Genomic DNA, 12359 nt, shown 5'->3' with positions numbered 1-12359 from the left:
CCGGCTTGCGGCAAGAGGTTCAGGCAGGAGGTTCAGCTATGCCACGGCAGGCCGGCATGACGCCAGCCGCCAATCCTGCTGCGCTGACCGTTGGCATCCTTGTCGCCCTCGAAGCCTTCAAGCACGTTGTAGCATGCCGGGTGCCCGGCTTCGCTGGCCAGCGCAGCCGCGTTGTGCGAGCGCGCGCCGCTGCGGCAGATGAACATCAGCAAAGCTTCGGGATCGACCTGTTTCTTCAACTGGGCCAGGAAATAGCTGTTGGGCCTGTTCTCCGGGTAGCTCAGCCACTCGATCTCGACGGCACCGGGGATGCGCCCGACCCAATCCCATTCGGCGCGCGTACGCACGTCGATGAGCTGGGCACCCGGTGCCAGTTGCCACACCACATACGCCTCCTGCGGCGTCAGGGCACCTGCATAAGGCAGGCCAAGTTTCTGCGCGCGGTCTTGAGCGAGCTTGAGCAAATCGGTCAGTTTTCCCATGTGCGCGTCGAGTAGCCTGTCTTGAAGGAGTCAGAACTGAGAGTATAAATCACTTGCTTCGTTCGCGGCGCGTGGCCGCTTCGGTTTGAATGCACCGTGTTAGTGCGCAAGGCTCTTGTTCGCACCAGAAAGGTGCCTTGCAAAAAGCGCAGGAATGCTCAAGGCGCTTGTGGCACAATGAAACTCCAGCAGGGTACGAACTGGCATGCTTTCTGCTAGTTGCCCCGCGCACCCATTTTCTACTGTCGCCGGCCCAACCGGCACCTGTTCTGGAGACTCCGCAATGGCAAGCCCGCAAGACGTGATCAAGATGGTCAAGGAAAACGAGGCGAAGTTCGTCGACTTCCGCTTTACCGACACACGCGGCAAGGAGCAGCACGTCACCGTGCCGGTCAGCGCTTTTGACGAAGACAAGTTCGAGAACGGTCACGCTTTCGATGGTTCGTCGATCGCTGGCTGGAAGGGGATTCAAGCTTCGGACATGCAGCTCATGCCCGATCCGAGCACTGCCTACATCGACCCCTTCTTCGATGAAACGACGGTGGTGATTACCTGTGACGTCGTCGATCCGGCCGACGGACGCGGTTACGACCGCGATCCACGCTCGATTGCCAAACGTGCCGAAGCCTACCTGAAGTCCTGCGGCGTTGGTGACACCGCCTACTTCGGACCCGAGCCCGAATTCTTCATTTTCGATTCGGTGTCCTGGAGCGTCGACATGTCGGGCTGCAACCTGAAGATCTACTCGCAGGAAGCGGCCTGGACGAGCGGCGAAAAATCGGACGGCCAGCCAGGTGGGACGGGTCACCGTCCAGGGATCAAGGGCGGCTATTTCCCGGTGCCGCCGGTTGATAGCCTGCACGACATTCGCTCAGCGATGGTGCTGACGCTCGAGTCGGTCGGCGTTCCGGTTGAAGTGCATCACCACGAAGTGGCGACCGCTGGTCAGTGCGAGATCGGCACTCTGTTCAGTACGCTGGTCAAGCGTGCCGACTGGACGCAGATTCTCAAGTACGTGGTTCATAACGTCGCGCATCAGTACGGCAAGACCGCGACCTTCATGCCGAAGCCGATCGTCGGCGACAACGGTTCTGGCATGCACGTCCACCAGTCGATCTGGAAGGATGGCAAGAACCTGTTTGCCGGCAACGGCTATGCCGGTCTCTCGGAGATGGCGCTGTTCTACATCGGCGGCATCATCAAGCACGCCAAGGCCCTGAACGCGATCACCAATCCAGGCACCAATTCGTACAAGCGCCTGGTGCCACACTACGAGGCGCCGGTCAAACTGGCATATTCGGCCAAGAACCGTTCGGCCTCGATCCGCGTGCCGCACGTCGCTTCCGACAAGGCACGGCGCATCGAAACGCGTTTTCCCGATCCGATCGCCAACCCCTATCTGTGCTTCGCGGCGCTGCTGATGGCCGGCCTCGATGGTATTCAGAACAAGATTCATCCCGGCGATCCGGCCGACAAGAATCTCTATGATTTGCCGCCGGAAGAGGACGCCAAGATTCCGACGGTCTGTGCCAGCCTCGAAGAAGCGCTTGAGGCGATCGACAAGGACCGCGAGTTCCTGACCCGCGGCGGGGTCTTCTCCGACGACTGGATCGACGCCTTCATCGAACTGAAGATGGACGAGGTGAACAAGGTCCGCATGACCACCCACCCGGTCGAGTTCGAGCTCTACTACAGCTGCTGATCAGGCGGCGCCAACAAGAGGACGGGCTTGCCCGTCCTTTTTTTGTCCACCGATCGTGTGGCTGTCGCGTTTGTATTCGTTTCAGTCATCCAATACACTGCGGTCTGATCAGGGATTCGGTGGCCGGGTGATGGCCGCCAGTCCATGGGCAGGGGAGTGGCAAAAAGGAAATGGGACGACGATGAAACGGCAAGACCTGTGTATTTCGTTCGCACTGCTGTCGCTGCTGGCAGTCCCGGCACATTCGCAGGATATCTACAGATGCGACGTCGACGGGCGTGTCACTTACTCGAACGTGCCGACCAAGAACTGCCGGAAAATCATTCTCGACCCGGTCAACCTGGCGCCGGCTGCCAAGCCTGCGCCCAAGGCCTCGACACAGGCACCGACGCCCGGCAGTTTTCCCAAGGTGGACGACCAGACGCAGAAATCGCGCGACACCGATCGCCGGCGGATTCTCGAAGGCGAGCTGGCTGCCGAGCAGGCGAGTGCCGAGCAGGCCAAAAGGGATCTCGCCGAGCAGGAAGCGACCGTTTTGCCGAGCGAGCGCGTGCAGGGCGGTGCGATCAGTGGCGGCAAAGTGCAGGAGCGCATCCAGCCGTACAAGGACAAGGTGGCTTTGCACCAGCGCAATATCGATGCGATCAAGAAGGAGATCGGAAATTTGCGCTGATCCGGGGCGGGAAACTGATGACTGAGACAGCGGCGAACCCCTTTCGCGGGCTTGACCTGTTGTCGTCAGCGGTGCTTCTGCTTGATGAAACCCTGGTCATCCGCTACATCAATCCGGCCGCCGAGAACCTGCTGGCGATCAGCAGCAAGGTCTTTTCGGGATGCCCGCTCAATGGCGTCGTTGAGTGTCCGCCGAAACTGCTGGCGGCGCTGGACAGCGCGCTGCATCACGGCTGGGCCTACACCGGGCAGAGCATCGAGTTGCGTGTGGCCGGTGGCGAACTCCTCAAGCTCAATTGCACGGTCAACCCAACGGAGCTTCCTGAGGCCCGCCTGCTCGTCGAGTTATGGCCCATTGACCAACAACTCAGAGCCACGAGGGAAGAGCGCCTGGTCGAGCAGCAACAGGCCAATCGCGAGCTGATACGAAACCTGGTGCACGAGATCAAGAATCCGCTAGGTGGTATCCGCGGTGCGGCGCAGTTGCTTGAGCACGAGCTCAACAACCCTGGTTTGCGCGAGTACACCCAGGTGATCATCAAGGAAGCGGACCGTCTGCAGGATCTGATGCGGCGCCTGCTGTCGCCGCATCGCCCGATGCAGCCGGGTCCGGTGAATATCCACGAGATTCTGGAGCGTGTGCGCAGTCTGCTGACCGCAGAGTTTCCAACCATTCTGAGCGTCGCACGCGACTACGATACCAGCCTGCCGGACCTGGTGGGTGATCGGGAACAGCTCATTCAGGTATTCCTCAACATCGCCAGGAACGCTGCACAGGCGATCGAAGGGCAGCCTGACGGCAGTGTCGCCGGTCAGGGTCAGATCACTCTGCGCACGCGGGTTGCCCGCCAGATGACCTTGTTCAAGCGGCGCCATCGTTTGGCGCTTGAAGTGCAGGTGGTCGACGACGGACCGGGAATTGCCGAGGACATCCGCGAACGCATGTTCTATGCGCTGGTTTCCGGGCGCCAGGGCGGCAGCGGTCTTGGTCTGACCTTGGCCCAGAGTTTTGTTCAGCAGCACCAGGGGACGATCGATTGCGAAAGCAGGCCGGGCCACACCAGCTTCACGATCCGCTTGCCGCTCGCTTGAACAAGCTGGCTGGTTTCTTGCTTCCAAAGGACGACAACCATGATGCTTCCTGAGGAATCGATGAAACCTGTCTGGATCGTTGACGACGATAAATCAATCCGTTGGGTTCTCGAGAAGACCCTGTCCCGCGAGAAAATCCCGTTTCAGAGTTTTGCCTCGGCAACCGAAGCCCTGGCGCAACTCGACGGCGGCGGCGAAGCGCCGCAGATTCTGGTCTCCGACATTCGGATGCCGGGTCAATCGGGGCTCGAACTGCTGCAGGTGTTCAAGGAACGCTTCCCGACACTGCCGGTGATCATCATGACTGCCTACTCCGACCTCGAGAGCGCCGTGTCGGCATTTCAGGGCGGAGCTTTCGAATATCTGCCGAAACCCTTCGACGTAGATCAGGCGCTGGAACTGATCCGTCGAGCCATCGGTGAAAGTCTGCACCAAAGCGGTGCGCCGAACGAAGTAGGTCTGACGCCGGAGATCCTCGGGCAGGCCCCGGCGATGCAGGAGGTTTTTCGGGCCATCGGCAGGCTCAGTCAATCGAATGCCACCGTCCTGATCACCGGCGAGTCGGGTTCCGGCAAGGAGCTTGTGGCGCGCGCCGTGCATCGCCACAGCTCGCGCGCCGACAAGCCTTTCATCGCCATCAACACGGCTGCAATTCCCCGCGATCTGCTCGAATCCGAACTCTTCGGCCACGAGCGCGGCGCGTTTACCGGCGCCGCAGCGCAGCGCCAAGGCCGTTTCGAACAGGCCGAAGGGGGCACTCTCTTCCTCGATGAAATTGGCGACATGCCGGCAGAACTGCAGACGCGGCTGCTACGAGTGCTCTCCGATGGCCATTACTACCGGGTCGGCGGCCACTCGCCGTTGAAGACCAAGGTACGCATCATTGCTGCCACGCACCAGAATCTCGAAGAGCGCGTCCGCCAGGGGCTCTTTCGCGAGGATCTCTTCCATCGCCTGAACGTCATCCGCGTGCGCCTGCCCAGCCTTGGCGAGCGGCGCGAGGACATTCCGATCCTGGCGCGCCACTTTCTGCAGAAAAGCGCCAATGAACTTGGCGTTGAAGGCAAGCGCTTTTCCGACGCGGCGCTCAAGCATCTGGGATTGGTCGAGTTTCCGGGCAATGTACGGCAGCTCGAGAACCTCTGTCACTGGCTGACGGTAATGGCGCCGGGGCAACTCGTAGAACTGGCCGATCTGCCGCCTGAACTGCGCGAAGCGGCGTCGTTGGCGCAGACCGACGACTGGGAAAGCGCATTTGCCCAGGAAGTCGACCGCTTGCTGGTCAGCGATGCGGGCCAGGTGCACGCGAAACTCACCCATGCCTTCGAGCGTGTGCTGATCAATCGGGCGCTGGCGCATACCGGCGGGCGCAGAATTGAAGCCGCGCAAGCGCTGGGTATCGGTCGCAACACCATCACGCGCAAGATTCAGGAGCTTGGCCTCGACGGCACAGGCAGCAGCGTGGGCGAAGATCGGGAAGCCTCCTCGCTGCGATGATAGCCATGCTTGGCGTTGGCCGGAGACGATTTTCAAACGGTTATGACTTTGAATACCATGAGTACGACAGCGTCTCCGATCAGCGAAAAACCTGAGGCGACGCTCTATACAGCGCAGGTTTGCCGAGGCCTGGCATGTCTGCTGGTCGCCATCTACCACGGCGCGGCGTTGATCGGCAACTGGTACGGTGTCAAACCGCTTCTCGCCCTGACCAATTTCGGCTTTTCAGGGGTGCATATGTTCTTTGTGATCAGCGGCCTGATCATTGCCCACGCTCACCTCGACGATGTCGGCAACTACCGCCGGGTTCCGGCCTACTTCCTCAAGCGGCTGGTGCGTATCTATCCTTTATACTGGATCGTCCTGATTGCCGTGGGTGTGTGGCAAGTATTGGCCAAGCGCCTGGAGATCGGGGAGTTCTTGAGCAATGCACTGTTCTTCATTTCCAGCAAGCCCCTGATTATCGCGGTAAGCTGGTCTCTGGCTTACGAGATGGTCTTCTACGGCATTTTTGTCGCCTTTATCGTCAACCGGAAACTCGGCCTTGGCGCGTTCACCGCGTGGTTCGGCTTGGTGGCTCTCAACTACGTCTACCACTTTGCCGACACCATTGGCCTCCAACTGCCCAATCTCCTGTTCATGCTGGGCCTGCTCACGTCGGCCGCCGGGATGGCGCTGCGCAACAAGCTGAACCAGGAGCGCCGCGACCGGATCGGCATCGCCAGTCTTGTCGCTGGCACGGTCATTTTCCTGTCCACCGCCTGGTGGTACGTTTCGCTCGGCGATGCGAAGGTGGACGTCTGGGACAGCTTGCCCCTGGCCCTGGGTTTCGGTACAGGCAGCGCGCTGTTGCTCCTGGGTTCAGTGTCGGCGAAGCTGGAAGGGTTCTGGAAGCGGCAGCGCTTCTTGCTGCTGATCGGCGACGCCTCGTATTCGATCTACCTAGTGCATTTCTATTTTCAGAAACACGCTTTCAAAGGGGTCCGCTCGCTCAACTGGGGATTAGCCGGCGAGAAGACACAGACCACAGCCCTTGTGCTGCTCACCGTGATCATGCTGGTGTCGGTTGGCTGCGGAATTCTGATCCACAAGCTGGTTGAAAAGCCCGTTCTCGCCAAGTGCCGGCAGTGGCTGAAGATCGGCAGACCCGCTCGACAGCAAGGCCGTGCCGGTTCGCCCCAGGGGTCAGCGAACGCAGTGCTCCCGTGACCGCGTTTGCGGAGATCACTGCGCCGCCAATCCCCCGGGACTCTGGTGGTCTGTCCGCTTGTTGCTCAGCCCGCTTCGCGGGCCGGTCGCTACAGAGACTCCGACCAGTGAACCGCGATCTGGTCAGCCTTCCGCCGCCAGGGCGTCGCGAACACTCTGGCGCTGGCCGATGCGTTGCTGGAAAGCGAGCAGCGTCGGCCAGCGGCCAATGTCGATCTCTACCGACCCGGCCCAGCCGAGGACGGTAAACAGGTAGCCGTCGGCGACGGTGAACTGGTCGCCCAGCAAGTATTTCCTGTCTTCAAGACGAGCAGCAACGTAGCTTAGTCGAGCGACAATGTCTTCCTTGACGCGCCGCCTGTATTCCTCCGGAGTGTCCGGTTTGAACAGCGGGACGAAGGCCTTGTGCAGTTCGGTGCTGATGAACCCGAGCCACTCCTGCAACTGGTAGCGTTCGAGCGTATAGGGTCGCGGCGCCAGGCCGCTTTCCGGTATGCGGTCGGCGATGTACTGCACGATGGCCGGGACTTCGGTGAGGTAAGCGCCGTCGTCGATTTCGAGCACCGGAACGTAGCCCTTGGCGTTGATGGCGGTAAAGTCGCTGCCGTCGGCAAGCCGGCGCTGGCGGATATCGACACGGACGAGGTCGAAGTCGAGGCCCGCTTCGCGCAGTGCGATATGTGCTGCCAGCGAGCACGTTCCAGGAGTGAAGTAGAGCTTCACGGCCAGGCTGCCAGCGACCCACTGAGTCGCCTGCGCTGGTTTTTGGTCGGCTTCTGCCGACCAGGGGAGCCGGGTGACTTCGACGGTCAGGAAGCCGTTGTTGTTACCGTAGTCAAACGACGAGTCGTTGGCAAAAAAATACAGAAAACCGGGTTCGTTGATCTGGATTTCGTAGCCATTCGGAGTTGCCATCAGGCTGCTCTCGTCGTCGATGCGCGCGACCCCGTGGATGGTGCTTTCGATGAGCCCGGTGAGCATGTTCTCGGCGTCAGGGTTGTTTGCCTCGAGGTCGGGCCGGGGGTGGATGGCGGCGACCAATGAAAACCAGGGGCGTTCTTCCATGCGGCGGCTGCCTTCGGCCAGGAGAAGGCGCCACGCTTTCGATTCATAACCATCAGCGCCCGCGGGGATTCCTTTGTCGATCCATGCGCCGCTGGCCTCGATGCGATATTTTTCGCCTGCGTCCACTTCGATGCCGGAGGCGTTCCACCACTTGTGGGCATAGGCCGGGAAGCGCGTCGAGCCATCGACCGGCAGCTTGCGGAATGGCAGGGCTTCCCGCTCGTTCTGCAGTTGTTCCTCGGGGCGAGGCTCATCGTCCGCGTAGAAACCAGCGCAGGCCGGAATGTCTTCCAGTGCCTTCGGCCGGTAATCGGCTCGTTCCTCCAGTCGCAGCAGAACGCTTGGATGCAGTTCTGCGTCGTCGGAGATCTTGCGTTCCTTGCTCGGGCGTGTCCGCCAAACCGGCCCACGCGTTTCGTCGTGTCGGTCCTGCAGGCCGTCGGGAGCCAACGCTTCGCTGAGTTGGCTGGACGAAAGCCGCAAGCCGGCATCAAGGTCGTTGACCTCTTGCATCATCCATTCGAGCGCGATGTCAGAGAGCCCGTGGCTTGCGTAGCCGCCGCCGATATCGGCATGCGCGCCCGCGAACCAGACCTGTTTGATCCCCTCGCGCTTTACCCATGGCGTCGGCGTGAAGTCGGCGCGCTCCTCGTCGATGGCCAGTGCCTGGCGACCATGCTCTATGCGTGGACCGAGTTCGCGGTTGCGAAATTTCAGGAAGCGGAGTTCGGCTCGGTCGACCAGGCGCAGGCCGTTGAATAGCGGTACTCCCAGTTGGCCGACGGTATCCCAGACGCCGATCATGCGTATTGGCGTTTCGTCGTGTTGCTTCCAGAAGCGTGCGCCGCGCTTCTTGCCTCGATCGTCCTTGTAGATCAGCCAGACATTTTCGGCGTGATCGGCCGCGCCGTCGTCGTCGGCTTCGCTGGCCGCGATCAGGCCTGAGTGGGCAATGAATGCGCCCAGGCTACGGGCGGCCCACGCGCCGCGCGAGAAACCAAACAGCCAGATCTTGTCGCCGCGCTGATACACCTGCGAGATCAACAGATAGGCGTCGATCATGCTGTCGTGCAATCCGATTCCCTGCGTGCCGCCTAGTAGCCCCTGTGTTCGGCCACCGTTGCCGACGCTGGCCAGATAAAAGGCGGCGAGTTCTTCGCTGCTTTTGGCGAGATGCGAACGGAGCGGTCCGTTTTCCTCGACCTGCTGCTCTTCGCCAGGGAGCATCTGGAACAATCGGTACACATTGGTCTGCTCGATGGGATCGTTCCACGTGCCATCCAGGCAAACAACTATCTGTTTCGTCATCGTTTCTCCTCGTTACCATGAAAGTCGCGCAAGCGTTGCCGCCCGATGCTCGTGAAAAGGTCGATACAGGCGCGCAGCGGACCCGAATCCGCAAGCATACTCCGCTTGTCGCCGCTTTTTGTCGGCGCAACCCGCGGTCAATGTCTGACGGCACGGGTCAATGCTCCTCGCCGCGATAATCGGCGATAATGACGACGTTGATCTTGATGACGAAACCATGGACCCCTCTCTCGGCACGTGCCGCATCGATGCTGCCCAACTGGAGTTACTGCTCGGTCCCCTCAGGGACCGGTTCACGGTCGAGGCGCTGCCCGAGTGCGACTCGACCAGTAGCCGCTTGCTCGAACGCGCCCGACAAGCGGCGCCGTCGGGTTTGCTGTTGGTCGCCGACCGCCAGACGGCCGGCCGGGGTCGCCGGGGGCGGAGCTGGCTGTCCACCGCTGAAGGCAGTTTGACCTTCTCTCTGCTCTGGCGCTTCGAGTGTTCGGTGGCGCAACTGGCCGGCCTCTCGCTGGCCGTGGGCGTCGGCGTGGCACGGGCACTTGAAGTCAGTGGCGTGCGTGGCGTCGGACTGAAGTGGCCGAATGACATCCTGCTCGACGGCGGCAAGCTCGGCGGCATCCTGATTGAACTCGAGGCGGCCCCGCGCGGCATGCTGGCGGTGATTGGCGTCGGCCTGAACCTGCAGTTGCCGGCCGCCAGCGCCGAGGAATTGCTTCATCCGCCGGCGGCTCTGGCGCAGGCGCTGTCGCCCGTGCCGGATCGCCATCAACTGCTGGCGCAACTGCTGATCGACCTGGCTGCCGTTCTCGACCGTTTTGCCGCCGGCGGTTTCGCTGCCCTGCACAGCGACTGGCAGGCGCATCATGTCTGGCAGAATCGTCACGTGCGCCTGCTCAATGGCGGCCTCGTCGACCGCGAAGGAATCTGTCTCGGGGCGGATGTCGACGGCGCACTGCTGCTGCGTACCGACAGCGGGATCGAACGCTGCTTCTCGGGCGACGTGTCGCTGAGAGCCGTATGATCATCGCCATCGACGCTGGCAATAGCCGCATCAAATGGGGTCTCCATGACGGGACGCGATGGCTGGCCACCGGCGTGCTGGCCACCGCCGATGTCGCCTTGTTGGGCGAAGCCGCCGACGAATGGCCGGCCGATGCCGGCGTCGTGATCTGCAACGTCGCCGGCAGCGAGGTCGCCGAGAGCCTATCGTCGCTCCTCGCGCAGCGCCACACCAGAATCTCGTTCTTGCACGGCAGCACCGCGGCTTGCGGCGTGCGCAGTACCTACGAGCGTGTGGGGCAACTGGGTGCCGACCGCTGGGCGGCGCTGATCGGCGCGCGCGCGCTGTTCGCCGGCGCCTGCCTGGTGGTCTGCGCCGGAACGGCGACCACCGTGGACCTGCTCGATGCCAACGGTGTCTTTCGCGGTGGGCTGATCCTTCCCGGTTTCGACCTGATGCGTGCTGCGCTGGCCCGCAACACGGCGCAGTTGCCGCTCGCCGAGGGTGTTTTCTGCGCCGAACCGCGCAACACCATGGATGCCATCGTCAGCGGCTGCCTGCAGGGCCAGCTTGGCGCCATAGAGCGCATGTTCTCGGCCATTGCCGCCGAGCCCGGCGCGCGCTGCCTGTTGACCGGCGGCGCTGCCGAGCGCCTGGCTGCCCACTTGAAGATCCCGTTCCAGTTGGTGGACAATCTGATACTCAACGGGCTGGTACGCTTTGCAGCCTCCCCATGAACCGCTGACGCGACTTTCATCGTCAGGCTCGCCGACAGGAGGATCCCGATGCCCGTGCACCTGTTGACCACGCTGCCCGCCTTTCTGGCCTATTTCGCCGTGGCGATCGTCTTGCTGGCGCTGTTCCTGCTGGTCTATGTCAATGTCACCCCGTATCACGAGATGGCCTTGATCCGTGCCGGCAATGGCGCAGCAGCGGTCAGCCTGTCAGGTGCGTTGATCGGCTTTGCCATGCCGGTAGCCAACGTCATCGCGCATAGTGATTCGCTGATCGATCTGGCATCCTGGGGGGCGATCGCCGGTGTCATCCAGATCCTGACCTACCTGGCGACCCGCTTCGTTCTGCCGCAACTCGATCAGGATATCCCTGCCGACAAGACGGCGCCGGCCATCCTGCTGGCCGTCATTTCGGTCAGTGTCGGCCTGATCAACGCGGCCTGCATGACCTACTGACCGCCCCCCGTTTCTTTGCCGTCGCTGCCCGACGGCGCTGGCCCGCTCGCGCGAGACTTTCATAGTAAGCTTGACTTCAGGAGATGATCATGGCGCTCATGGACTTCATCAGAAAACAGTTCATCGATGTCATTCAATGGACCGAAGAGGGCGATGGCGTTCTTGCCGTGCGCTATCCGATGCAGGACTTCGAGATCCAGTACGGCGCCCAACTGACGGTACGCGAATCGCAGATGGCGGTCTTCGTGAACGAGGGTCAGATCGCCGACGTTTTCGGCCCCGGCCTGTACACGCTGACCACGCGGACACTGCCGGTGCTCACCTATCTGAAGAACTGGGACAAACTCTTCGAGTCGCCTTTCAAGTCCGATGTCTACTTCTTCTCGACGCGTCTGCAGCTCGACTGCAAGTGGGGAACGCCGAATCCGATCACCCTCCGTGACAAGGATTTTGGCATGGTGCGCATGCGTGCCTTCGGCATCTACTCGTACAAGCTGACCGATGCGCGCAAGTTCCACAGCGAGATCTCCGGGACGCGCGCGCAGTACACGGTCGCCGACCTCGATGGGCAGTTGCGTAACCTGGTGATCAGTTCGATGACCGACCTGTTCGGCGAATCCGGCGTGCCATTCATCGACATGGCTGCCAATCAGGACGAGTTGAGCCGGGCATTGAAAGGCAAGCTCGAGCCGGTCTTCGTGCGCTACGGTCTGGCGCTCGACAGTTTCGTCGTGCAGAACGTTTCGCTGCCCGAGGAACTGCAGAAGATTCTCGATTCGCGCATTGGCATGAACATGATCGGCGACCTGGGGCGCTACACGCAGTACCAGGTGGCCAACAGCATCCCGCTGGCGGCGCAGAACGAGGGCGGCATTGCCGGGATCGGCGCCGGCCTGGGCGCCGGCCTCGGCATCGGCCAGACGATGACCGCCGCCATGGCGCAGGCCATGCAGGCGGGAACGGTTCCGACGCCGGCACCGACGGCTGCGCCGATGGCGTCGGCGGTCAGCGCCGACGAGGTCGTGGCGACGCTGGAAAAGCTGCACGGCCTGGTGGCCAAAGGCATCCTGTCGCAGGCCGAGTTCGACGCCAAGAAGGCCGAGTTGCTGGGCAAACTGGGTTAAGTCGGCGTGGCCGGT

At 61.8% G+C, this 12359-nt stretch carries 11 protein-coding genes; 9 read left to right on the top strand and 2 right to left on the bottom strand.

The window, feature by feature from the left end; translation table 11 throughout:
* Nucleotides 1–32: 32 nt before the first annotated feature.
* Nucleotides 33–482, bottom strand: coding sequence for a rhodanese-like domain-containing protein (locus tag ACCAA_RS21135; protein WP_186409224.1), 450 nt, complete (start codon nucleotides 480–482; stop codon nucleotides 33–35).
* Nucleotides 483–765: 283 nt separating this feature from the next.
* Between ACCAA_RS21135 and glnA the strand changes: the two genes are divergently transcribed.
* The 5 genes from glnA to ACCAA_RS21110 all read left to right on the top strand — a co-directional run bounded on the left by glnA (nucleotide 766) and on the right by ACCAA_RS21110 (nucleotide 6654).
* Nucleotides 766–2184: a type I glutamate--ammonia ligase gene (gene glnA / locus ACCAA_RS21130; protein WP_186409223.1), complete on the top strand. Its 1419-nt coding sequence runs from the start codon at nucleotides 766–768 to the stop codon at nucleotides 2182–2184.
* Nucleotides 2185–2365: 181 nt separating this feature from the next.
* Nucleotides 2366–2857 carry a DUF4124 domain-containing protein gene (locus ACCAA_RS21125; RefSeq protein WP_186409222.1) on the top strand — a complete coding sequence of 164 codons (492 nt, stop codon included), beginning with the start codon at nucleotides 2366–2368 and terminating at the stop codon, nucleotides 2855–2857.
* A 17-nt stretch (nucleotides 2858–2874) separates the two neighbouring features.
* Nucleotides 2875–3948 carry a nitrogen regulation protein NR(II) gene (gene glnL, locus ACCAA_RS21120; RefSeq protein ID WP_186409221.1) on the top strand — a complete coding sequence of 358 codons (1074 nt, stop codon included), beginning with the start codon at nucleotides 2875–2877 and terminating at the stop codon, nucleotides 3946–3948.
* 60 nt (nucleotides 3949–4008) lie between these two features.
* Complete coding sequence (gene ntrC, locus ACCAA_RS21115) at nucleotides 4009–5445, top strand: nitrogen regulation protein NR(I) (RefSeq protein ID WP_186409220.1); 1437 nt, start codon at nucleotides 4009–4011, stop codon at nucleotides 5443–5445.
* A 57-nt stretch (nucleotides 5446–5502) separates the two neighbouring features.
* Nucleotides 5503–6654, top strand: coding sequence for an acyltransferase family protein (locus ACCAA_RS21110; protein ID WP_186409219.1), 1152 nt, complete (start codon nucleotides 5503–5505; stop codon nucleotides 6652–6654).
* 123 nt (nucleotides 6655–6777) lie between these two features.
* On the opposite strand, the gene gstA is transcribed toward ACCAA_RS21110, so the two are convergent.
* The gene (gene gstA, locus ACCAA_RS22635; RefSeq protein ID WP_186409218.1) at nucleotides 6778–9027 is read right to left on the bottom strand and encodes a glutathione transferase GstA; all 2250 of its coding nucleotides are present in this window, start codon (nucleotides 9025–9027) and stop codon (nucleotides 6778–6780) included.
* 160 nt (nucleotides 9028–9187) lie between these two features.
* Between gstA and ACCAA_RS21100 the strand changes: the two genes are divergently transcribed.
* The 4 genes from ACCAA_RS21100 to ACCAA_RS21085 all read left to right on the top strand — a co-directional run bounded on the left by ACCAA_RS21100 (nucleotide 9188) and on the right by ACCAA_RS21085 (nucleotide 12344).
* Nucleotides 9188–10051: a biotin--[acetyl-CoA-carboxylase] ligase gene (locus tag ACCAA_RS21100; RefSeq protein ID WP_245754722.1), complete on the top strand. Its 864-nt coding sequence runs from the start codon at nucleotides 9188–9190 to the stop codon at nucleotides 10049–10051.
* Nucleotides 10048–10767, top strand: coding sequence for a type III pantothenate kinase (locus ACCAA_RS21095; RefSeq protein WP_186409217.1), 720 nt, complete (start codon nucleotides 10048–10050; stop codon nucleotides 10765–10767). The genes ACCAA_RS21100 and ACCAA_RS21095 overlap by 4 nt, the downstream gene beginning before the upstream one ends.
* Nucleotides 10768–10815: 48 nt before the next feature.
* Nucleotides 10816–11220, top strand: a complete 405-nt coding sequence (locus tag ACCAA_RS21090) for a DUF350 domain-containing protein (protein ID WP_186409216.1) — start codon at nucleotides 10816–10818, stop codon at nucleotides 11218–11220.
* Nucleotides 11221–11309: 89 nt separating this feature from the next.
* A complete protein-coding gene (locus ACCAA_RS21085; RefSeq protein ID WP_186409215.1) occupies nucleotides 11310–12344 on the top strand; it encodes an SPFH domain-containing protein in 1035 nt (344 codons plus the stop codon).
* Nucleotides 12345–12359 lie beyond the last annotated feature (15 nt).

Source organism: Candidatus Accumulibacter aalborgensis (assembly GCF_900089955.1).
GTDB lineage: Bacteria > Pseudomonadota > Gammaproteobacteria > Burkholderiales > Rhodocyclaceae > Accumulibacter > Accumulibacter aalborgensis.
Note: the sequence above shows the minus strand (reverse complement) of the source record. Positions and strands in the feature narration are given on the sequence as shown.

What these genes read in the sequence shown, in the direction of transcription:
- ACCAA_RS21135 (WP_186409224.1), bottom strand. Translation starts at nt 482, where the DNA reads ATGGGAAAACTGACCGATTTGCTCAAGCTCGCTCAAGACCGCGCGCAG.
- glnA (WP_186409223.1), top strand. Translation starts at nt 766, where the DNA reads ATGGCAAGCCCGCAAGACGTGATCAAGATGGTCAAGGAAAACGAGGCG.
- ACCAA_RS21125 (WP_186409222.1), top strand. Translation starts at nt 2,366, where the DNA reads ATGAAACGGCAAGACCTGTGTATTTCGTTCGCACTGCTGTCGCTGCTG.
- glnL (WP_186409221.1), top strand. Translation starts at nt 2,875, where the DNA reads ATGACTGAGACAGCGGCGAACCCCTTTCGCGGGCTTGACCTGTTGTCG.
- ntrC (WP_186409220.1), top strand. Translation starts at nt 4,009, where the DNA reads ATGAAACCTGTCTGGATCGTTGACGACGATAAATCAATCCGTTGGGTT.
- ACCAA_RS21110 (WP_186409219.1), top strand. Translation starts at nt 5,503, where the DNA reads ATGAGTACGACAGCGTCTCCGATCAGCGAAAAACCTGAGGCGACGCTC.
- gstA (WP_186409218.1), bottom strand. Translation starts at nt 9,027, where the DNA reads ATGACGAAACAGATAGTTGTTTGCCTGGATGGCACGTGGAACGATCCC.
- ACCAA_RS21100 (WP_245754722.1), top strand. Translation starts at nt 9,188, where the DNA reads ATGCTCCTCGCCGCGATAATCGGCGATAATGACGACGTTGATCTTGAT.
- ACCAA_RS21095 (WP_186409217.1), top strand. Translation starts at nt 10,048, where the DNA reads ATGATCATCGCCATCGACGCTGGCAATAGCCGCATCAAATGGGGTCTC.
- ACCAA_RS21090 (WP_186409216.1), top strand. Translation starts at nt 10,816, where the DNA reads ATGCCCGTGCACCTGTTGACCACGCTGCCCGCCTTTCTGGCCTATTTC.
- ACCAA_RS21085 (WP_186409215.1), top strand. Translation starts at nt 11,310, where the DNA reads ATGGCGCTCATGGACTTCATCAGAAAACAGTTCATCGATGTCATTCAA.